Here is a 20926-nt window from a genome sequence, read left to right on the forward strand (position 1 = left end):
CCTCGGCGACCGGCGGCATGCGCTGGGCGGCACAGCGGTACCGACGCAACCCGTTGGAGGTCGAATGTCCGCGAGAGCAAGGCTGACGTCCGCCGTGGCCGGAGTGGCGATGGCGGCGGTGGCGCTGTCGGCGTGCGGATCGGGAGCCTCGGGCTCCGGCGGGTCCGGGTCGATGACGAACATCCGCATCGGTACGTCCGGTGCGACCGGCGCGTACGGCCCGGTGTACGTGGGCATACGCGACAAGGTCTTCCAGAAGTACGGGTTGAACGTGACCGTGCAGACGCTCACCCCGAACTCGGTCACGGCGGCCGTGCTGTCGGGGAACATCGAGATGGCGTTCGACGGCCCGAACCTGGTGTCCGGGATCCTGAGCAACCCGCAGGCGAAGGTGATCTGCACGACCGGCCCGACCGTGTTCTTCATTTACGGCAAGAAGGGCCTCTCGTCCATCAACGACCTGCGCGGCAAGACGGTCGCCGTGACCACCCCGGGCGGTTCGCTCGACACCGCCGTGCGCGGTGCCATCACGAAGGCCGGGATGAAGCCCGGCATCGACGTCAAGGTCGCCTACCTGCAGACCAACTCCGCCTCGCTCGCGGCGGTCGTGTCCGGCTCGGTCGCGGCTGCCGGCGTGTCGCCCCCGACCAGCGTGCAGGCGCAGCAGGCCGGACTGGTGAACCTGGCCAACATCACCGACCTCGCGCCCTCCGGACTCACCGCCGTCAACACCAAGTTCGCCTCCTCGCACCGCGACGCGATGACCAAGTTCATCATCGCGTTCAAGGCCGCGACCCAGCAGGCCATCGCCAGCCGGACCGACAGCGACGCGGTGCTCAAGACGTACGTCAAGCTGACCGATCAGGCGCAGCTCGACGGCACCTGGGAAGGCTACAAGGCGGCCTGGACGGTGGCCCCGTACCCGCCGGACCAGATGACCGTCATTCTCCGGCAGCTGGCGTCGGCGAACCCGCCGGCCAAGGGCGCGAGCACCGCGCAGCCGTCGGACATCATCGACAGTCAGTTCTTCTAGGCACCGTCCTGTGGGTCTTGCCGAGTCGAGGCGGAGTCGAGGCGGAGTCCAGCCGGAGTCGAGGCGGAATCCGGGCGGAGTCCGGGCGGAGTCGAGGCGTGAGGAGTTGCCATGAAGATCGCGCACGTGCGTGCCCGGCTACTGGAGGCGACGCCAGAGGTCGGCGTGACCTTCGGGATCGGTGCGTTCACCACCTTCAGCATGGTGCTGGTCGAGATCACGACCGACGACGGCCTGGTCGGATACGGCGAGGCGATCGCCCGGCGCGGCGGGATGATGACCGCCGCGGCCGTCGAGTCGCTGCTCGCGGACGTTCTGGTGGGGGAGGACCCGGCCAACGTCGAGGGGCTGTGGGTGCGCATGGTGGACCGGCTGCGCCGCTGGGGCCACAGCGGCGGCGTGGTCATCGAGGCCATCAGCGGCGTCGACGTGGCGCTGTGGGATCTGATCGGCAAGGCGTACGGCCTGCCGGTGTGGCGGCTGCTGGCCGGAGCGGGGCGCACGGAGGTGCCCTGCTATGCCTCCTCGGTCTACATCAACGAGATCGACGTCATGGTGGCCGAGGCGCTCGACCAGCAGCGGCGCGGGTTCAGCGAGTTGAAGGTGAAGATCGGGCGCCCCGAGCACGAGGGCGGCCAGCGCCGTGACCTGGAGGCGCTGGCCGCGATCCGCGAGGCGGTCGGCGATTCCATGGCGCTGTACGTGGACGCGAACGGTGCCTACGACGCGGCCGGTGCGATCCGGATGGGCCGGGCGATGGAGGCGCTGGGCATCCGCTGGTTCGAGGAGCCGGTACCGCCCGACGACCTCGCCGGGTACGAGCGCGTGCACGCGATGACCTCGACCCCGCTGGCACGCGGCGAGACCGACTTCGGGCTCTTCTCGATGCGCGACGTCATCGAGCGGCGACTGGTCGACGTGGTGCAGCCCGACCTGGCGCGCTGCGGCGGCATCACGGCGGCCCGGCACGTGTGGACCCTGACCTACGGGGCCAACCTCGCGTTCGCCCCGCACACCGGCTTCTCCGGCGGCCTGTCGCACCTCGCGGCCCTGCACGTCGCGGCCGCGGCGCCCAACCTGTTGTCGCTGGAGTACATGTACATCGACAACCCGCTCCGCGAGATCTTCGTGGGCGGGTACCCGATGGCCAGGGACGGCCGGGTGACGGTGCCGGACGGCCCGGGGCTCGGCCTGGACATCGACCGGGACAAGGTCGCCGCCTACGCCGTCGGTTGACGGCACGCTTTCCGCCTACGCCGTCGGTTGACAGCGGGCTTACCCGCCTACGCCGTCGGCTGACGGCAGGCTTCCCACCTACGCCGTTCGCGCGTCCCTGAAGCGTCCCCTCGGCCGCCGCTCGCGCGTCCCTCGTCCCCTCAGCGCCGCCGCTCGCGCGTCCCTGAGGCGCGCCCTCGGCCGCCGCTGACGCGTCCCTGAAGCATCCCCTCAGCCGACGTTCGCGCATCCCCGGAGCGTGCCCTCAGCCGCCGCGATGAGCCGTGAAACCGACTCGATGAGCCGTGAAATCGGCACGATGACGCGGGATTTGCCGCATCGTGTCAGACCGCTCTCCGAGTCGTGCCCGGCGGGTCGATCCCACACCGGATTAACCCGCGCGAAACCGTGGCGAGTTCAACTCGTCAACAGGATGGCGGATCATGTTTGGATCCGGCGCCCGGATGACCGGCGAAGCGCGGTCGGCCCGGTCACACCGATCACGATCGTATCGGGGGCGTCGAATCTGTCGAATGGGCCGGGACACCTGAGAGATCGACATAGTTGTCCACTCGGTTTGTCCACTAGGCTTGTGCGCTCCGGGCGTGCTATCCGCGCTGCGGGGCCCCTTTGATATGTCGTATAGAGTACATTAGCGCTCCGTACACGAGAGTCGGCCCGGGCTCGTCCCGTCCTCGTCCGGTATAGGCTGTAGCATGGAAGGGGATTTCCATGAATGCCGAGAAGATAGGCGCTGTCACGCCGATGGACGGTTGGCCGATGTCGACGATTGCGTTACTTCGAGACTGTGAGGGTCCCGCGACCGCACCCTCCGGCCACGGCATTCGCGCAGGTCACGACCGGCCCGCCGGTCCGGGGCGAGATCGCCGCCAGGCACGGGACGCTCGCCGACCCCGGCAGCCGTTCCCGACCAGTCCGGCTCGGCACGTCTGGCGCGGCGCCACGACCCGGACCAGTCGGCGCGAGGGTGATCGCTCTTTCGGCACCGACCTAATGGTTTCCGATCAGTCCCGCTCGGCGCGTCCGGCGCCGCGCCACGACCCGGACCAGTCGTCGTGATGGTGATGGGTCGGTCGCCATTCGCGCGGACCGGATCGGCGGGGTCCCGAGGCTGGGATCCGAACGAATGCGGAGCGACGCATGGTTCATTTCCGCGTTACCGCAAAGCGGGTCTACCATCGCTCTGCTCGGTTTGCCACCAGAATCGGTGACCGAGCTGTCCATGTCTGACGGCACGGTGCCGTCGAATGAGATTAGGTGAACACATGACGACTACTGGCGTTTGGGCGAGCGGTGGGTCATTGGCAACGGTGCCAGCACCAACCAAGACCGATCACGCGTACCTGTCGCTGCGCCGCATGATTCTTGACGGCGAACTCGCCCCGGGCGACGTACTGGACCAGGAAGCGCTGGCGGCGATGCTGTCGCTGTCCACCACGCCGATCCGGGAGGCACTGCGGCGACTGGAGTCTGAGCGTCTCATCGTCAGCAGGGCGCACCGCAGCACCGAGGTCGCGCCGCTGTCGTTCGAGAGCCTGAAGCAGACCTACGCCATCAGGATCGTGTTGGATTCCATGGCGGTCGAGCTCGCGGCGGCGAACGCCACCGAGGATCAGATCAAGGAGATGCGGCGGTGCGCGAAGCTGCCGCGGCAGAAGGACGACCCGCTCGCCCGGCTGCAGAAGAACCGCGCGTTCCACCAAGCGATCTACTCGGCCTGTGGCAACGACATCCTCATCGACATTCTCGACTCGTTGTGGGATCTTAGTGATCGCTACCGGATCGTGGTGCTGCGTAACACCCCGGCCGCCGAGGCGGCGCGATCCGAGCACGACGCCATCCTCGAAGCGGTGGTGTCAGGCCAGCGACGTAAGGCAGGTCAGCTGATGCGCGAACACCTGGAGCAGTCGCTGGCGACGATCACCCGGGTGGTCAAGCCGAAGTAGGCGCCGGCCGGCCGCCCGACGATGCCGCACGAGGCCCGAGCAACACCGGCCTCGTGCGGCCGTAACGGACAGGAGGACCCGCACATGGACGATGTAGTCGCCGCACTCCGCCCCCTCGGAACCTCGACGATCTCCGACGCACTCGACCGTCTCGGCCTCATCGGGCAGCTGCCCAAGGTCTATCCCGTGCTGCAGGGCATGCGCACGGCGGGGCGGGTCTTCTCCATTCAGTACGAGCCGGTCGACGCCAGCGGTGGCACGGTCGGCGACTACATCGACGACGTACCGAGCGAAGACGTCCTGGTGCTGGACAACGCCGCACGCACAGACGTGACCGTCTGGGGCGACATCCTCACCTCCGTGGCGCACGCCAGGGGCATTCAGGGCACCGTGATCAACGGTGTGTGCCGGGACACCGACCGGATCCACGAACTCGGGTACCCGGTGTTCAGCGTCGGTCGTTGGATGCGCACCGGCAAAGACCGGGTACGCATGTCGGCCGTCAACGTGCCGCTCACCTTCGGCGACATCCGGGTCCTGCCCGGAGACATCGCGATCGGCGACGACGACGGCGTCGTCTTCGTGCCGGCGGCCCGGGAAAACGAGGTGGTCGAGGCGGCGCTGCGGATCGCCGAGGCCGAGGACACCATTCGCGGCGTGGTCGCCGGTGGCGTCCGCCTGGATGAGGCGCGCAGCAAGGCCGGCTACCACCGGCTGCAGAGCCTGCAGACGCGCTGAGTCCTGTCCCGCGTCAGTTGCCTTTCCCGCATCGGTTGCCGTTCCCGCCTCAATTGCCGCTCTTACCTCGGTTACTGCTCTTACCTCGGTTGCCGTTCCTGCCTCGGTTTCCGGCCTGACCCCAGCCGCCGGCCGGCGGCGATCAGCCGGCCCGGGCGGCGGCCCTGCGGACGATGCCTCGCCGCGCCGGCCGCCCGGGTGGCGGTCGCGCGGTCCCGAGGTCCCGCGGTCCCGGGGAAATCGAGGCTTGACGGACAGGCGCGGCTCGGGTGACGGTGAGGTACCGATCATGTGCTTGAGGAGTCGTGATGACCCAGCCTCAGGTTGACGACAGGACCCGAGATCCCGGGCGGACGGGGATCGCCGATGATGGCACGGCGCCGTCGGCCAGGATGGTGCGGCTGGCTGAGCGGCTGCGCGAGCGCATCGGAGCCGACAAGGTGCTCACGGACCCGGCCCAGCTGCGCACGTACGAGTGCGACGGGCTCGCCGCGGTGCGGGTGCGGCCCGGCATCGTCGTGCTCGCGTCCCACCGCGACGACGTCGTGCAGACTGTGCGGTCGTGCGCCGAGGCGGGGGTACCGTTCGTGGCCCGCGGCTCGGGCACCGGGCTGTCCGGCGGCGCGATACCCGTCGCGGACGGCGTGCTCATCGTCCTGTCCCGGCTCCGGCAGATCGTGTCGGTAGACCCGGACAACGCCCGCGTCGTCGTGGAGCCGGGCGTCATCAACCTCTGGGTCAGCCGGGAGGCCGCGCCGTACGACCAGGCGTACGCGCCCGACCCGTCCTCGCAACAGGTCTGCAGCATCGGCGGCAACGTCGCCGAGAACGCCGGCGGCGCACACTGTCTCAAGTACGGATTCACGGTCAACCACGTGATGGGCGCGGAGGTGGTGCTGCCCGACGGCGAGGTCGTGCGGCTGGGAGGTACCGCATCGGAGCACCCCGGCCTCGACCTGCTCGGAGCGTTCATCGGCAGCGAGGGCACGCTCGGAGTCGCCACGCAGGTGACGGTCCGCACCATCCGGATACCGGAGACGGTGCAGACCATGCTCGTCGGCTTCCACAGCGTCCGGGACGCGGCCGGAACGGTCAGCGACATCATCGCCTCCGGGATCGTGCCCGCCGCGATCGAGATGATGGACGCGCTCGCCATCGAGGCCGCCGAGGCCGCCGTCCAGTGCGGGTACCCGCAGGGTGCGGTCGCCGTGCTCGTCATCGAGCTGGACGGGCCCGCGGTCGAGGTCGACGAGCAGTTCCGCCAGGTGCGGGAGCTGGCCGAGGCACGGCACGCCTTCGAGACGCGCATCGCCCGGGACGCCGCCGAGCGGGCGCTGATGTGGAAGGGGCGCAAGTCGGCGTTCGCCGCCGTGGGTCGCATCAGCCCGGCGTACTACGTGCAGGACGGGGTGATCCCGCGCACCCGGCTGCCCGAGGTGCTGGAAGAGATCGGCCGGCTGGCCGACGAGGCACAGATGCGGGTCGCCAACGTCTTCCACGCGGGCGACGGCAACCTGCATCCGCTCATCCTGTTCGACGACGCCGTACCCGGGGCGGCGCACGACGCGGAGCGGCTCGGCGGCGCCATCCTCGACCTGTGCGTCGATCTCGGCGGCTCGATCACCGGGGAGCACGGCGTCGGCGTGGACAAGAAGTCCAAGATGGCACGGCAGTTCGCGGGCGAAGACCTCGACACGATGCAACTCGTCCGCTGCGCCTTCGATCCGGACGGACTGGCCAACCCCGGCAAGCTGTTCCCGACGCCCCGGCTGTGCGGCGAACGTCCGGGCGTGCGCACCGCCGCCGATACGCCCGATCCGGCGCTCGGGGAGGTGTTCTGATGCCGGTCCGACCAGCCGTCCCATCCGGTACCCAGGTCTGCGGGGTGGTACCGGTCGACGTGGCGCAGCCGACGACGGCGGCCGAGGTCGCCGACGTGCTGCGGTCCACCCGGGGAACCGTCGTCCCGGTCGGGGCCGGCACGAAGACCGGCTGGGCCGCGCCGCCAACGTCATGCGACCTGCTGCTGCGGACCACCGGGCTGGATCGCGTCGTCGAGCACGCGCCCGGCGACCTCGTCGTGGTCACCGAGGCCGGGGTGCGGTTGGAGTCGCTGCGGCGGCAACTGGCCGAGCACGGGCAGATGCTCGCTCTCGACCCGCCCGAGCCGGGCGCCACCATCGGCGGCATCATCGGCGCCAACGCTTCCGGCCCGCGCCGGCTGCGCTACGGCACGGTGCGCGATCTGCTCATCGGCGTCACGGTGGTGCTGGCCGACGGTACGACGGCGAAGTCCGGCGGCAAGGTGGTGAAGAACGTCGCCGGGTACGACCTCGGCAAGCTCTACACCGGGGCGCACGGCGGCCTCGGCGTCGTCGTGTCGGCGACTTGGCGGTTGCACCCGTTGCCGGCCGCGGTCGGCACGGTGGTCGTCCCGGTGAGCGACGCGGCCGAGGCCGGTCGGCTCTCCGCGCTCCTGGCGCGCTCGACGCTGACCCCCACCGCGGTCGAGTTGCGCTTCGACGTGGCCAATGCGCAGGCGGCCAATGCGCAGGCGGTCGGTTCGAGGGTGACCGGTTCGGGGGTGACCGGCGAGCTGGTGGTGCTCTTCGAGAGCATCGAGGCATCCGTCGACGCCCAGTCGCGGGCCGCCCTGGCGCTGCTCGGCGGCGGTACCCGCGAACAACGCCCGCCGTCCTGGTTCGGTCAGCGCCCCACCGGCGGGATCGTGCTGCGGCTCGCCTTCGAGCCCTTCGCCCTGCCGCACGTGCTGCGCGCGCTGCCCGACGGTGCCTCGGGCACCGCGACGGCGTGCACCGGGGTGGCCTACGCCGCCGTTCCCGAGACCACCGACCTCGCCGCGCTGCGCGCCGCGATCCGGCCCTACGACGGCTCGGCGGTCGTGCTCGCCGCCGCCGACGCCGCGCGGGCCGGGCTCGACCACTGGGGACCGGTACCCGATTCCTTCGGCCTGATGACCCGGGTGAAGGACCAGTTCGATCCGCGCCGACGCCTGTCGCCCGGTCGTCTCATCGGCGGGCTCTAACTGACTCCCGGAGGCTCACCATGACCGCGGAAACCACCGCCGGCAACGCACGTCCGTCCGGTGCCGCCAGCGCCGGCCATGCCGCCCAAGCCGTTGATGCCGCCCAAGCCGTTGATGCCGCCCAAGCCGGCGATGCCGCCCAAGCCGTCGGGGCCGCCCAAGCCGTCGGGGCGCGCCGCCCGCTGGACATCGGTCAGGGCGGCCCCATCGCGCGCAGCGCCGCGGCCGCCACGGTCGGGCTGGGCATGCCGCGCGTCGGCGCGCCCAACGGTCCGGCCTTCGACGGGCACCATCCGCCGGACGCCGCGTTGATCGGCGACTGTGTGCACTGCGGGTTCTGCCTCCCGACCTGCCCGACCTACCTGCTGTGGGGCGAGGAGATGGACAGCCCGCGCGGGCGCATCGACATCATGAAGGGCGGCCTCGCGGGCGACGCTTTCGACGAGAGCAGCGTGCGTCACCTCGACCAGTGCCTGGGTTGCATGGCGTGCGTGACGGCCTGCCCTTCCGGCGTGCAGTACGACAAACTCATCGAGGCCACCCGCGCGCAGCTGGAGCGGCGGGTCCCGCGACCGGTGGGGCAGCGGCTGCTGCGCGCGATGGTCTACAGCCTGTTCCCGTACCCCCGGCGGCTGCGACTGCTGCGCGGGCCGCTGCGCGCCTACCAGGCCAGCGGACTGGGACGCGCGCTCGCCCGCACCGGGTTGCTCAACCGGCTGCCCGGACCGCTGCAGGCGATGGAGTCCCTGGCGCCCAGGCTCGGCCACGTGGAGCGGCTTGCCGTGCGCACCCCCGCGGTGGGCACCCGGCGCCGCACCGTCGGGCTGCTCACCGGATGCGTGCAGGGCAGCTTCTTCCCCGACGTCAACGCCGCCACCGTGCGCGTGCTCGCGGCCGAGGGCTGCGAGGTCGTGGTGCCTCGCGGCCAGGGCTGCTGCGGTGCGCTGTCGGCGCATGCCGGCCGCGAGCCGGAGGCGTTGAGGTTCGCCAAGGACGTCATCGCGACGTTCGAGGCCGCGGGTGTCGAGACCGTCGTCGTCAACGCCGCCGGCTGCGGCTCCAATCTCAAGGAGTACGGCCACCTGCTGCGCGACGAGCCGGGTTGGGCCGGGCGGGCCGAGGCGCTGGCGGCGAAGGTACGGGATGTCACGGAACTGCTCGACGAGCTGGGGCCGGTCGCCGAACGCCATCCGCTGCCGATGACGATCGCGTACCAGGACGCCTGCCACCTCGGGCACGCCCAAGGGGTACGCGACCAGCCACGCCGGCTCCTGCGCGGCATCCCCGGCGTGCAGGTGCGCGAGCCGGTCGAGGCCGAGATCTGCTGCGGCAGCGCCGGCACCTACAACGTGCTGCACCCCGAGCCGGCGCGGGAACTCGGCGAGCGGAAGGCCAAGGCGATACTGGCGACCGGCGCGGAGGTCATGGTCACCGCCAACCCGGGATGCTGGATGCAGGTCGCGACGACGCTCGCCCGCATGGGCCGGCGCATGCCGGTGGCTCACACCGTTCAGGTGCTCGACGCCTCGATCCGCGGGGTCCCGGTACAGCGGCTGCTGGCCCGGGCGCTGGAGGGCCCCGGTACGGTCATGTCCACCGCCGCCCGCCCGGCGCGGTTCACTCCAGCGCGTTGAGGAGTTCCTTGTCGAACGCCGGCAGGTCGTCCGGCTTCCGGCTGCTGATCAGCGTGAAGCCGCCGGTCCCGTCCACCACGACCTCTTCGTCGACCCAGGTGGCGCCCGCGTTGCGGTAGTCGGTCTGCAGCGACCGCCACGAGGTGAGCCGCCGGCCGCGTACCAGATCCGCCTCGATGAGCACCCAACCACCGTGACAGATCACCGCGATCGGCTTGCCGGTGTCTGCGAACGCCTTGACGAAGGCCACCGCCGCCGGCTGCGTGCGCAACTGGTCGCCGTTCGCGACGCCGCCGGGCAGTACCAGCGCGGCGAAGTCACCCGCCCGGGCGTCTCCCGTGGTGACGTCAACGGTGAGTTCGTCCGCCCGGTCGAGGTGGTTGTACGCCTGAACCTTAGACACCAGCTATCTGGTATTTCTGGGCATCGCCGCGGCGCAGGGTCAGGCCGTTGCCCGGCCGGTCGGCGTCCACGGTGGCCGCACCGCCGGTGGGCGGGACGGTTCCGTCGAACAGCAGCCGTTCGATCCGGGCGTGGTCGTGGAACCACTCCAGGTGGCGCAGGTTCGGCACCGCGGCCGCGACGGCGAGATGCTGGTGTGGCGCGGTGTGTCCGGAGACCTGCAGGCCGTGCCCGGCGGCGACGGCGGCGGCCCGGAGGAACTCGGTGATGCCGCCGCACCGGGTGACGTCGACCTGCAGGCAGTCGACGTAGGGCGCCATCCGGGCGAAGTACGGCAGGTCGTACCCGTACTCGCCGGCCGTGACGTCGCAGTCCACCGCGTCGCGGACGATGCCGAGCCCGGTGAGGTCGTCGGAGGAGACGGGCTCCTCGAACCAGCTCACCCCCAGGTCGGCGAACTCGCGGGCGATCCGGATCGCCTGTTTGCGGGTGTACCCGCCGTTGGCGTCGACGTACAGTTCGGCGTCGTCGCCGATGGTGTGCCGGGCGGCGGCCATGCGCGCCAGGTCGCGGCCGGCGTCCGTGCCCCACGACTCACCGATTTTGATCTTCACCCGGGGGATGCCGTCGTCGTGGACCCAGGTGGACAGTTGCCGGTGCTGCTGTTCGTCGCTGTACGTCGTGAAGCCGCCGCTGCCGTACACCGGCACGCTGTCGCGGGCCGCGCCCAGCAGGCCGAGCAGAGACTGGTCGTGCAGGCGGGCCTTGAGGTCCCAGAGCGCGCAGTCCGCGGCGGACAGGGCCATGCTCGCTATGCCGGGCCGCCCGGAGTTGCGGACCGCGCGCCGCATGGCCATCCAGGCCGCGGGAGTGTTGTCCGGGTTCTGGTTTTCCAGCACGGGTGCGAGCAGGTCGCGGATCAGGCTGCCGATGGCCGGTGGGCCATACGTGAAGCCGAGTCCGGTGGTGCCGGCGCCGGTGGCCTCGACGAGCACCAGCGTGGTGCTGTCCCAGGCGAACGTTCCGTCGGCTTCGGGTGCGTCGGTGGGAATCCGGTAGGCGGAGACCTGAAGACTGATGCTCACACCCTTCGCTCCTTTCACTCGCGGCTCGCGCTGCCACTCGCGGCTCAGATTTCCCTACCGTTTCGACGTGTCGCGCTCCTGTCGTCGGCTACCCGAACCCGCCGGGCAGAAACCGGGGCCTCGACCGCGCGGGTCGGCGGGAACACTCACCTCCTGGACCGGTGAACCAACGGGACCACGTACCACAGCGCGATATACAACGCCGCCATGACGGCGGCCAGCGCGGCCGCCACCCGGGCGCCGGAGACCACGTCGACCACCACGAACACCGCGCCGGCCAACGCGAGGAGCAGGAAGACCAGACCGGCCTGGGCAACCACCGAGGCGGTGCGCACCAGCTGAGGCTTGAGCCCGCTGCGGAACACCAGCCGGTGGTAGCTGACCGGCGTGATGAGCAGGGCGCTGGCCGTCGCGGAGGCCATCAGCGTGGCCAGGTAGGCATCCCGGTCCAGCCAGCCGATCTCACCGAACCGGTTGGTGAACGGCAGGGTGAGCAGGAAGGCGAACAGGATCTGGACCCCGGTCTGGGCGACCCGCAACTCCTGGAGCAGCTCCCCGAGATTGCGGTCCCAGCGTTCCATGGGCGTCTCGTCGCGCCCGTCCCGCGCGTTGCTCCTTTCCGGCGCCCGATCCTGCCTCCCGTCCTCCTGCATGGCCTCGGGTACCCGACCGGGTATCCCGGAAAACCGGCACGGGGCGGCGGTGCGGCGCGCGCTGTTTGTCATGGATTAGCCGGCAGCGCCAGAGGGTAGAGCACGTCCACGTGGAACCCTCGGACGGATGGATCGGTGGACTCATGGACCAGAAGGCGTTTGTCGAGCTGCTCAACCAGGACCTCTCGACGGAGTACCAGTCGATAGTGCAGTACACGCAGCACATCGCGACCATCAAGGGCGCGCAGTACCAGGCGCTGATCGAGGAACTGCGCAACCACGTCAACCAGGAACTGACTCACGCGATGACGCTGGCCGAGCAGGTCGACTTCCTCGGCGGGGTGCCGACCGTGGCCGTACCGGACATCCCCAACGAGCCCGACGAAGACGCGGCACTGCGCCAGGATCTCGCCCTGGAGACCGCGCAGTTGCAGCGCTACCGCGACCGGGTCGCCCAGGCCGGCGAACTCGGCCTGCCCGATGTCGCCGAGGCGCTCAAGCCGCTGCTGACCCAGACTCAGGACCACGTCATGGATCTGCAGACGGCGCTCGGCCAGTAGGCACGGGCGGGTTCGCGGCCGCGACGGTGGTGCGCCGGAACGCTAGATCGGCGAGAGAACGAGCTTCCCGCGTACGTGTCCGGCCTGGCTCTCGCGGTGAGCGGCGGCGACGTCCGCCATCGGGTACGTGCCGGCGATGGGCATCGTCAGCCTGCCGGCGAGAATCATCGCGGCCGCTTCGGCGAGGATTCCCGGCTGGTCCCGTGGCTCGTCGTAGACGCTGAGCGCGCCGAGCTGAGCCGCCGTGGCGTCGGCGATGGTGATGACTCGACCCGGGTCGCCGGCCAGCTCGATCAGGGCGGGTAGCGAGCCGCGTCCCGAGGCGTCCAACGCGGCGCTCACGCCGTCCGGCGCGAGTCGCCGTACCCGGTCGGCGAGGCCGTCCCCGTACCCGACGGGTATCGCGCCGAGCGACCGCAGGTAGTCGTGGTTGGCCGGGCTCGCGGTGCCGATCACTGTCGCGCCGCGGTGTCTGGCCAACTGGACCGCGGCGGTCCCGACGCCCCCCGCGGCGCCGTCGATGACGATCGTGTCGCCCTCGGCCGGGTCGAGTTGAGCGAGGGCGTGGTGCGCCGTGGTGACGGCGACCGGCAGAGCCGCCGCCAGCTCCCAGGACATCGGGCCGGGCTTGCTGGCGATGGCGTCGCGGCTGGCCAGAGCAAGTTGGGCGTAGCTGCCCGAGGTCGCCTTGCCGAACACCTCGTCACCGGGCTCGATCCCGGTCACTGCCGGCCCGACGCGGTCGACCACGCCGGCCACGTCCACCCCCGGTACCGTCGGCAGCGGTACGGGCATGATCTCGGCCAGCGCGCCGCTGCGGATCTTCCAGTCGACCGGGTTGACCGCGGTGGCCCGGACCGCGATGCGGACCTGGCCGGGACCGGGCTCCGGCGCCGGCAGGTCCACCAGTCGCAGGACGTCGACATCGCCGTACTCCGAGAAGATCACGGCCCTCACAACTCCACCTCCACAAGACGGTCCGGCGGTCCGTTTCGCGGTACGATACGGTCCACTGGTCCGTTTGGCAAGGCGCAGGGAGGGGAGGAGCCATGGTGGAGCGCGCTGACGCTGCCCGTAACCGGGTCGCGGTGCTCGCCGCGGCCGAGGAGTTGTTCCAGCGCGAGGACGTGGAGCACGTCAGCCTGGAGCGGGTCGCCCGTGCCGCCGGGGTGGGCAAGGCCACCGTGTTGCGCCGCTTCGGTGACCTGCTCGGGTTGATCCAGGCCGTCATCGCCGTACGCGTCGCCGAGTTGCAGGACCGCGTCCGGTCCGGCCCCGCGCCGCTGGGCCCCGGGGGCACGGACGGCTGCGGTCACCTGCACGCCTACCTCGACGCCCTGTTCGACTTCGTGCTGGACAACCGCAAGCTCATCCGCGCCCTCGAGGTCTGCGGGCCGCACGCCTACTACGACAATCCGGCCAGCCAGTTCTGGGCCGACGAACTCGCCCGCCGGATCGGCGCCGCCCGTCCGGGGGTGGACGCCGACTACCTCGCGTACGCGGTGTTCACCGTGCTGCGGGCGGACGTCATCGACTACCTCCGCCACCATCGCCAGATGGACGTCGATCGCATTCGCGCCGGCCTGCACGTGCTCGCCGACCCAAGAGGTGCGTGAGGGGAGTGCGGGGGAGCTGACTGGCTGAGCCGTCGCTGGGCAAACCCTCGGGTGAGGTGGCACGATCAGGCTGGTGAGCAGCAGATCCGCCGGAGCGCCGGACCTTCGCGACCTCGCGCTGCTGCGCCGGGTTCGCGACCAGATCGACCGGGAGTACGCGCGGCCGCTGAACGTGGAGGCGCTCGCCCGGGGCGTGAACATGTCGGCCGGGCACCTCAGCCGCCAGTTTCGTAGCGCCTACGGAGAGTCGCCGTACAGCTATCTCATGACGCGACGCATCGAGCGGGCGATGGCGTTGCTGCGTCGTGGCGACCTCAGCGTCACCGACGTCTGTTTCGCGGTCGGCTGCTCCTCGCTGGGCACCTTCAGCACCCGTTTCGCCGAGCTGGTCGGGGTGCCGCCCAGCACCTACCGGCGCGAGGCGGGCCGGGCGACGGCGGGCATGCCGCCGTGCGTGGCCAAACAGGTCACCAGGCCGATCAGGAATCGAGAAGCACCGGCGGCCAGCCGCACCTAACCTGGCTGGATGGACATCACGATTCACTCGAGCTTCCTGCCGCAGGACGATCCGGAGGCCGCCCTGGCCTTCTACCGCGACACCCTCGGCTTCGAGGTACGCAACGATGTCGGGTACAAGGGGATGCACTGGATCACGGTCGGCCCTCCCGGTCAGCCCGGCACGTCCATCGTCCTGTACCCGCCGACCGCCAGCCCCGGCCTCACCGACGACGAGCGCCGCACCATCGCGGAGATGATGGCCAAGGGCACGTACGCCACCGTCCTGCTGGCCACCAAGGACCTCGACGGCACCTTCGACCGGCTGGTCGCCAGCGACGCGGAGATCGTCCAGGAGCCGACCGACCAGCCGTACGGAGTGCGCGACTGCGCCGTCCGCGACCCCGCCGGCAACATGGTCCGGATCCAGCAGGCGTCCTGATCCTCCCGGCTATCGGCCGTCTCCACCGGCCGGCGTGTCGGGCGAGCGCAGCCGCACGTACGGCTCGTCCTCCGGCCGGTGTCCGGCCTGGATCGCCCGGCCGCGCTGCAGCTCGGAGTCGAACTCCGCCCCCAGGAGCACGGCGAGGTTGGAGATCCACAGCCAGATGAGGAAGACGATGACCGCCGCGATGCTGCCGTAGGTCCGGTTGTACGAGCCGAAGTGCGCGACGTACAAGGCGAACCCGCCGGAGGCCAGCAGCCAGATGAGTACGGCGAGCACCCCGCCCGGGCTGACCCAGCGGAAGCCGCCGTGACGCGCGTTCGGTGAGGCCCAGTACAGGACGTCGAAGAGCACAGCGACGATCGCCACGAGTACCGGCCACTTCGCGATCCCCCAGACGGTGACGGCGGTGTGCCCGATGCCCAGGGCGGAGCCGACCACTTCGGCGAGCCGGCCGGTGAACACGACGATGATCGCCGAAGCGGTCAGCATGATCCCGGTCAGGATGGTCAGGCCGATCCGGATCGGCAGCCGCTTCCAGAGCGGGCGCCCCTCCGGCACGTCGTAGATGGCGTTGCTGGCGCGCATGAACGCGCCCACGTACCCCGACGCCGACCACAGTGCACCGGCCAGGCTCACGATCGCGATCAGGCCGCTGGCGCTCTGCCGGCTGGACGAGACGTTGGTGAGAATGTCGTGCACGGCTTTGGGTGCGATGGCCGCGATGTTGTCCACCACGGCGGTCGTCGTTCCGATCCGGGTCAGCCGCAGCATCGTCACCAGCAGCAGCAGGCCGGGAAATATGGCCAGGATCCCGTAGTAGGTCAGGGCGGCCGCCCAGTCGCTCAGGTCGTCGTCGCGGAAACCCTTGACCGACCGGATGACGGCGGCCCACCAGGAACGCGCCGGCAGGCGGTGCAGTTGAGCGGGGCCCTGGTCCGCGGTCGGCTGCACCGGAACCACACCCGGCTCGTGGTCGTCGCTCATGGGCACCTCCGTCCCGATCCCGTCCCGCCGTCAGCCCGGCCAGTACCCGGTGAGCCGGCGTACCCCGGACGCACCCGCCCGGTCGACCGCCGCCCGTACCACCGAGAAGACCAGCCCCTGCAACGCCGCGGCGGCCAGAATCTCCGCCCACCCGCGTTCTTCGTCTGTAGCGCTCGGAGCGTCATCCTCGCCGGACGCCCGCTTCCAGATCTGCCGGAACACCAGCCCGGACAGTGCCCCCGCGGCGACACCGAGCGCCAGGCCGACCGGCTTGTACGCCACCTTGCCCAGCACACCACTCATGATCGCGCCTCCGCATCCCACCGCCGGCAACCCGGACGGTGTGCAAGTCCCCGATCCGACGGCCGGCTACACCTCCGACCGGTGGCTCGCCTCGACGGATCTCCCCGCAGCCCCGGCGATTTGTGTGTTTCGCCGGACCGGCCAGCGGGTAGCTCGGCGGTCAACCCACGAGCCTCATCAATGGAGGGTGCCGACATGCGGAACATGACAGCGACGAGCGTCGGTGAGGTGATGACCCCGCACCCGGTCACCGTCTCGCCAGACACCACCATCGCGGCCGCGGCGCGTTGGATGCGCGACACCGACATCGGTGACGTGATCGTGCAGGACGAAACGGAACTGTACGGCATCCTGACGGACCGGGACATCGTGGTGCGTGCCGTCGCTGACGACCGCGTCCCCGCGCTGTGCACCGTCGGCGAGGTGTGCACCACGGGGATGACCGCGATCGGCCCGGACGCCCCGGTCGAGCTGGCCATGGAGTTGATGCGCGAGCACGCGGTCCGCCGGCTGCCGGTGTGCGTCGACGGCAGGGCCGTCGGCGTGGTGACCCTCGGCGATCTGACGATCGAACAGGATCAGTGCAGCGCGCTGGCCGACATCTGTGCCGCCGAACCGAACCTCTGAGTCGATCCCCGAACCGTCATCCCTCGAGCCGTCACCCAGCGTTGTCCCACAAGGCGGTCAAGGCGGTGATGGCCTTCAGTCTCTCCGACCGCTACACCTGGCTCGAGGAGGACGATCCGCGCGATGACGGCGCCGCGCGGAGGCCGCTGGCCTTCGACGACCGTTGCGGCCCAAGCCGGCCTACAATGCGATCGCCGACCGGCTGGCCGGCGCACCGCACCGCCCGGCGTTGTGGAGTCTTTCGGCATGAGTGAACAGCGCAACGCGCTCGTGGTCCGGGGTGGCTGGGACGGGCACTGCCCGGTCGAGGCCACCGACCGGTTCGTCCCGTTCCTGCGCCACAACGGCTTCGCCGTCGAGGTCAGCGACGACCTCGCCGTCTACACCGACGCCGGCACGATGGCCTGGGTCGACCTCGTCGTGCAGTGCTGGACGATGGGCACGATCACCGACGAGCAACTGGCCGGGCTCATTTCGGCGGTCCGCGCCGGTACCGGGCTCGCCGGCTGGCACGGCGGGATCGTCGACGCCTTCCGTAACTCGTCGGCCTACCTGCAGCTGACCGGCGGTCAGTTCGCCGAGCACCCCGGCGGCTTCGTGGACTACGAGGTCGAGGTGGTGCCCGAGCGGGCCGAGCATCCGATCGTTGCCGGCCTTGACCGCTGGGCGCTGCACACGGAGCAGTACTGGGTGCTCACCGACGCGGGCAGCGACGTGCTGGCCACCACCCGCTTCCGGGTCGCCCCCGATACCGCCTGGCGGCAGGACGTGGTGGTTCCCGCGGTCTGGACCCGTCGATGGGGAGAGGGCAAAATCTTCGTCTCCACCGTCGGTCACAAGCTGGAGGACCTCGACCAGCCTGAGGTGCGTACGCTCACCGAACGCGGCCTCCTGTGGGCCAGCCGGTAGCAGACCAGCCGATGGCGGACGCCAGCCGATGGCGGGCGCCGGGTCGACGGCGGGCGCCAGCCGACAGCCGAGGCCAGCCGACAGCTACGCCAGCCGACACCGGCGCGGGTCCGGGCTCAGACACGTGAGCCTCGGACCCCACATTGCTGCCGGTCAGGAACGGGTCAGCCGGATCCGTTGGCCGCGAACGCGGCGACCGTCCTGAAGTAGTGGTCGAGGAATGCCGCCGGGCGCACGTCGACCGCTACCTGGTGCGGACCGGTGCGGTCCGGTGTCGCACCCGGTGTCGCCGTCGGTATCGCAGTCGATGGGGTGGCCGATGGGGCGGCTGCCGCCCAGGCCGTGCTGCCGGCCTCCGGCCCCGGGGTGCGGGTGACCGTCACCTCGCCGGTGGCGAACGAGACCAGCGACGGATCGAAGATGACCGCCCCGGCCAACGGGTCGTGGAACGTGACCTCCGGCCGGTCGTCGAACCACGACGTGCTCATGTCGGCCACCGGCTCCAGCAGCGGCACGTCGCAGCGACGCAGGAACGCGGCGGCATCCATCCGTACCCTCGTCGTGACGTCCAGGCCGACGGACCGGTGACGCGCGACCGGCGCCGCGTAGACGCGGGCAGCCGCTTCCGGGTCGCAGTGGATGTTCCACTCGGGTCCGGCCACGGCGCCGAAGGCTCCGCCCATCAGGACCAGCGACCGTAGCATCGCCGGGATCTCCGGATCCGACGCGAACAGCAGCGCCACGTTGGTCAACGGCCCGATCGCCAGCAGGGTCACATCGCCCGGATGGGCGCGGATGGTCTGCCGCAAGAATTCGACGGCCTCGCCGGCCGGGAAGCCGGTGTCGTGTTCCCATCGGGCAAGCGCCGTCGCCTGCGGGGGCGGCCCCTGAACGGCCGGGCCGGCCAGTGGGTCGGCGGCGCCCGGGAGGATCGGAACCGAACGGCCCGCGGTCCGGCACAGCACGCTGGCCAGACGCGCCCGCAGCTCGGGTTCGGCGGTGACCGTGGTGATGCCGAGCAGTTCGCAGCGCGGCTGCGCGAGCAGGTACGCCAGGCAGAGCGCGTCGTCGATGTCGTTGCCGATGTCGGTGTCAAGCAGTACGAGATTCTGGTCATCCGCCACGCGTCCATCATCCACTTCGGATGGTCGTTCCTCCAGACCGCGTCCGTTCGGCGTCTGCTCGGCATCCCGGTCGGTTTCGGCGGACGGCATCCAGGTCGGCTTCGGCGGAATTCGCGCCCCGGTTTAGGACGACGTCCGTGGGGGTAGTCGGGCGTGTCCTGTGTTGGCACTGTGTTGGCACCACTGCGTTGGCACCACTGTGTTGGCGCGGCTGTGTTGGCGTGGCTGTGTTGGCGCGGCTGTGTTGGCACCATCGTTCTGGCACCACCCGTTTCTGGCACCACCGGTCGAGGGGACGTTTCAACGATGACCGCGACATGGCCACCCGGGCAACGGGAACCGCAACCGATCGTGGCCCGGTCCTGGCGGGTGCGTCAGGCGCCGAAGGGTTCCTGGCTCGCGCGGACGATCCGGACCACCGACGCGAAGCAGATCGGACTGCTGTACCTCGTTACCGCGTTCGGCTTCTTCATGGTCGGCGGGGCCATGGCGCTGGTCATGCGGGCCGAGTTGGCCCGGCCCGGGTTGCAGTTCCTTTCGCCGGAGCAGTACAACCAGCTGTTCACCGCGCACGGCACCATCATGCTGCTGCTGTTCGCGACGCCGATCCTGTTCGCGTTCGCGAACTACGTCGTACCGCTGCAGATCGGTGCCCCGGACGTGGCGTTCCCGCGACTGAACGCGTTCGCCTACTGGCTGTACCTGTTCGGTGGCCTCATGGTCATCGGCGGCTTCGTGACCCCGGACGGGGCCGCGGACTTCGGATGGACCGCCTACCAACCGCTGGCCGGCGGCGGCAACACTCCTGGGGCCGGGGCGAACATGTGGTTCATCGGGCTGGTCATCTCCGGCCTCGGTACGATCCTCGGCGCGGTCAACATGGTCACCACTATCATCACGCTGCGCGCGCCGGGCATGACGATGTTCCGGATGCCGATCTTCACCTGGAACATTCTCATCACCGGGATTCTGATCCTGATGGTGTTCCCGATCCTGGCCGCCGCGTTGCTGGCGGCGATGGCCGACCGGGTGCTGGGCGCGCACGTGTACGACGCGGCCACCGGTGGACCGCTGCTGTGGCAGCACCTGTTCTGGTTCTTCGGCCACCCCGAGGTCTACATCGTGGCGCTGCCGTTCTTCGGCATCATCACCGAGGTCATCCCGGTGTTCGCGCGCAGGCCGCTGTTCGGGTACAAGGGAATGGTCGGCGCGACACTGGGCATCGCGGGGTTGTCGATGACGGTGTGGGCGCACCACATGTTCGCGACCGGTCAGGTGCTGCTGCCGTTCTTTTCGTTCCTGTCGTACCTGATCGCCATTCCGACCGGCATCAAGTTCTTCAACTGGATCGGCTCGATGTGGAAGGGACAGTTGACGTTCGAGTCGCCGATGCTGTTCTCCATCGGATTCCTGGTGACGTTCCTGCTCGGCGGGCTGTCCGGGGTGCTGCTGGCCAGTCCGCCGATCGACTTCCACGTGACCGACACGTACTTCGTGGTGGCGCACTTCCACTACGTACTGTTCGGCACGATCGTGTTCGCGGTGTTCGCCGGGGTGTATTTCTGGTTCCCGAAGATGACCGGCCGAATGCTGGACGAGCGGTTGGGCAAGGTGCACTTCTGGCTGACGTTCATCGGGTTCCACACCACGTTCCTGGTGCAGCACTGGCTGGGTGCCGAAGGCATGCCCCGCCGGTACGCGGACTACCTTCCCTCCGACGGGTTCACCACGCTCAACACGATTTCGAGCATCGGCGCGTTCATCCTCGGTGCGTCGCTCCTACCGTTCCTGTGGAACGTGTACAAAGTCGTTCAAGGCGGGCCGGATCGTCGAGGTCGCCGACCCGTGGGGGTACGGCAACTCGCTGGAGTGGGCGACCTCCTGCCCGCCCCCGCTACGGAACTTCCACCACATTCCCCGCATCCGCTCCGAACGCCCCGCGTTCGACCTGAAGTTTCCGCGGCTGGCCGCGGGAGCACGAAACCGGCTCGGCCACCCGGAGGGCGGTGCGACGCCGGTCGGCCGCGACGGCCATGGCAGTGCCATCTGAAGCCAGGGGTGCCGGCGAGCGCCGCGCCTACGTCACG

The 20926-nt window shown here is 70.1% G+C and carries 20 protein-coding genes and 1 pseudogene; 14 read left to right on the top strand and 7 right to left on the bottom strand.

The genetic code is table 11. The features are described 5' to 3' along the window. Positions 1 to 64 precede the first annotated feature (64 nt). From Raf01_RS29670 to Raf01_RS29700, 7 genes are all read left to right on the top strand, one after another. Complete coding sequence (locus Raf01_RS29670) at positions 65 to 1033, top strand: ABC transporter substrate-binding protein (protein WP_203921352.1); 969 nt, start codon at positions 65 to 67, stop codon at positions 1031 to 1033. Positions 1034 to 1144: 111 nt separating this feature from the next. Further along, on the top strand, positions 1145 to 2269 hold the full coding sequence (locus tag Raf01_RS29675; protein ID WP_203921353.1) for a mandelate racemase/muconate lactonizing enzyme family protein: 1125 nt from the start codon (positions 1145 to 1147) through the stop codon (positions 2267 to 2269). A gap of 1310 nt (positions 2270 to 3579) precedes the next feature. Then, on the top strand, positions 3580 to 4215 hold the full coding sequence (locus Raf01_RS29680) for a GntR family transcriptional regulator (RefSeq protein WP_203921354.1): 636 nt from the start codon (positions 3580 to 3582) through the stop codon (positions 4213 to 4215). 84 nt (positions 4216 to 4299) lie between these two features. Further along, positions 4300 to 4953: an RraA family protein gene (locus tag Raf01_RS29685; RefSeq protein WP_203921355.1), complete on the top strand. Its 654-nt coding sequence runs from the start codon at positions 4300 to 4302 to the stop codon at positions 4951 to 4953. A gap of 308 nt (positions 4954 to 5261) precedes the next feature. Further along, positions 5262 to 6794 carry an FAD-linked oxidase C-terminal domain-containing protein gene (locus Raf01_RS29690; RefSeq protein ID WP_239134022.1) on the top strand — a complete coding sequence of 511 codons (1533 nt, stop codon included), beginning with the start codon at positions 5262 to 5264 and terminating at the stop codon, positions 6792 to 6794. After that, on the top strand, positions 6794 to 7999 hold the full coding sequence (locus Raf01_RS29695) for an FAD-binding oxidoreductase (RefSeq protein WP_203921356.1): 1206 nt from the start codon (positions 6794 to 6796) through the stop codon (positions 7997 to 7999). Before Raf01_RS29690 ends, Raf01_RS29695 begins: the two co-directional genes overlap by 1 nt. A 20-nt stretch (positions 8000 to 8019) precedes the next feature. After that, on the top strand, positions 8020 to 9633 hold the full coding sequence (locus Raf01_RS29700) for a (Fe-S)-binding protein (protein ID WP_239134023.1): 1614 nt from the start codon (positions 8020 to 8022) through the stop codon (positions 9631 to 9633). On the opposite strand, the gene Raf01_RS29705 is transcribed toward Raf01_RS29700, so the two are convergent. The 3 genes from Raf01_RS29705 to Raf01_RS29715 form a co-directional block, all read right to left on the bottom strand. Next, positions 9617 to 10036 carry a DJ-1/PfpI family protein gene (locus tag Raf01_RS29705; protein ID WP_239134024.1) on the bottom strand — a complete coding sequence of 140 codons (420 nt, stop codon included), beginning with the start codon at positions 10034 to 10036 and terminating at the stop codon, positions 9617 to 9619. The genes Raf01_RS29700 and Raf01_RS29705 overlap by 17 nt on opposite strands. Continuing rightward, positions 10029 to 11120 carry an enolase C-terminal domain-like protein gene (locus Raf01_RS29710; protein ID WP_203921357.1) on the bottom strand — a complete coding sequence of 364 codons (1092 nt, stop codon included), beginning with the start codon at positions 11118 to 11120 and terminating at the stop codon, positions 10029 to 10031. Before Raf01_RS29710 ends, Raf01_RS29705 begins: the two co-directional genes overlap by 8 nt. Before the next feature lie 146 nt (positions 11121 to 11266). Continuing rightward, the gene (locus Raf01_RS29715) at positions 11267 to 11845 is read right to left on the bottom strand and encodes a DUF6328 family protein (RefSeq protein WP_239134025.1); all 579 of its coding nucleotides are present in this window, start codon (positions 11843 to 11845) and stop codon (positions 11267 to 11269) included. A gap of 71 nt (positions 11846 to 11916) precedes the next feature. On the opposite strand from Raf01_RS29715, the gene Raf01_RS29720 reads away from it, so the two are divergent. Then, a complete protein-coding gene (locus tag Raf01_RS29720; protein ID WP_203921358.1) occupies positions 11917 to 12333 on the top strand; it encodes a ferritin-like domain-containing protein in 417 nt (138 codons plus the stop codon). A 42-nt stretch (positions 12334 to 12375) separates the two neighbouring features. Here Raf01_RS29720 and Raf01_RS29725 read toward each other — a convergent pair whose 3' ends face one another. Continuing rightward, positions 12376 to 13290, bottom strand: coding sequence for an NADP-dependent oxidoreductase (locus Raf01_RS29725; protein ID WP_203921359.1), 915 nt, complete (start codon positions 13288 to 13290; stop codon positions 12376 to 12378). A 92-nt stretch (positions 13291 to 13382) separates the two neighbouring features. On the opposite strand from Raf01_RS29725, the gene Raf01_RS29730 reads away from it, so the two are divergent. The 3 genes from Raf01_RS29730 (at position 13383) to Raf01_RS29740 (ending at position 14886) form a co-directional block, all read left to right on the top strand. Then, complete coding sequence (locus Raf01_RS29730; protein ID WP_203921360.1) at positions 13383 to 13949, top strand: TetR/AcrR family transcriptional regulator; 567 nt, start codon at positions 13383 to 13385, stop codon at positions 13947 to 13949. Positions 13950 to 14022: 73 nt separating this feature from the next. Beyond that, on the top strand, positions 14023 to 14466 hold the full coding sequence (locus Raf01_RS29735; protein ID WP_203921361.1) for a helix-turn-helix transcriptional regulator: 444 nt from the start codon (positions 14023 to 14025) through the stop codon (positions 14464 to 14466). Positions 14467 to 14475: 9 nt separating this feature from the next. Beyond that, positions 14476 to 14886 carry a VOC family protein gene (locus Raf01_RS29740; protein WP_203921362.1) on the top strand — a complete coding sequence of 137 codons (411 nt, stop codon included), beginning with the start codon at positions 14476 to 14478 and terminating at the stop codon, positions 14884 to 14886. 9 nt (positions 14887 to 14895) lie between these two features. Here Raf01_RS29740 and Raf01_RS29745 read toward each other — a convergent pair whose 3' ends face one another. Together Raf01_RS29745 and Raf01_RS29750 are read right to left on the bottom strand one after the other, a co-directional pair. Next, positions 14896 to 15876 (bottom strand): YihY/virulence factor BrkB family protein, encoded by a 981-nt coding sequence (locus Raf01_RS29745; RefSeq protein ID WP_203921363.1) that lies wholly within the window; start codon positions 15874 to 15876, stop codon positions 14896 to 14898. Between the two features lie 30 nt (positions 15877 to 15906). Beyond that, positions 15907 to 16179, bottom strand: coding sequence for a DUF4235 domain-containing protein (locus tag Raf01_RS29750; protein ID WP_203921364.1), 273 nt, complete (start codon positions 16177 to 16179; stop codon positions 15907 to 15909). 195 nt (positions 16180 to 16374) lie between these two features. On the opposite strand from Raf01_RS29750, the gene Raf01_RS29755 reads away from it, so the two are divergent. After that, positions 16375 to 16806: a CBS domain-containing protein gene (locus Raf01_RS29755; RefSeq protein WP_239134026.1), complete on the top strand. Its 432-nt coding sequence runs from the start codon at positions 16375 to 16377 to the stop codon at positions 16804 to 16806. A 246-nt stretch (positions 16807 to 17052) separates the two neighbouring features. Then, positions 17053 to 17715: a ThuA domain-containing protein gene (locus Raf01_RS29760; RefSeq protein ID WP_203921365.1), complete on the top strand. Its 663-nt coding sequence runs from the start codon at positions 17053 to 17055 to the stop codon at positions 17713 to 17715. Positions 17716 to 17879: 164 nt separating this feature from the next. Here Raf01_RS29760 and Raf01_RS29765 read toward each other — a convergent pair whose 3' ends face one another. Continuing rightward, positions 17880 to 18839, bottom strand: a complete 960-nt coding sequence (locus Raf01_RS29765; RefSeq protein WP_203921366.1) for a nucleoside hydrolase — start codon at positions 18837 to 18839, stop codon at positions 17880 to 17882. Between the two features lie 306 nt (positions 18840 to 19145). Here Raf01_RS29765 and ctaD point away from each other — a divergent pair. Then, positions 19146 to 20889 (top strand): annotated as a pseudogene (ctaD, locus tag Raf01_RS29770) (aa3-type cytochrome oxidase subunit I). Positions 20890 to 20926 lie beyond the last annotated feature (37 nt).

This window comes from Rugosimonospora africana, from assembly GCF_016862975.1.
In the GTDB taxonomy this organism is placed as follows: domain Bacteria; phylum Actinomycetota; class Actinomycetes; order Mycobacteriales; family Micromonosporaceae; genus Rugosimonospora; species Rugosimonospora africana.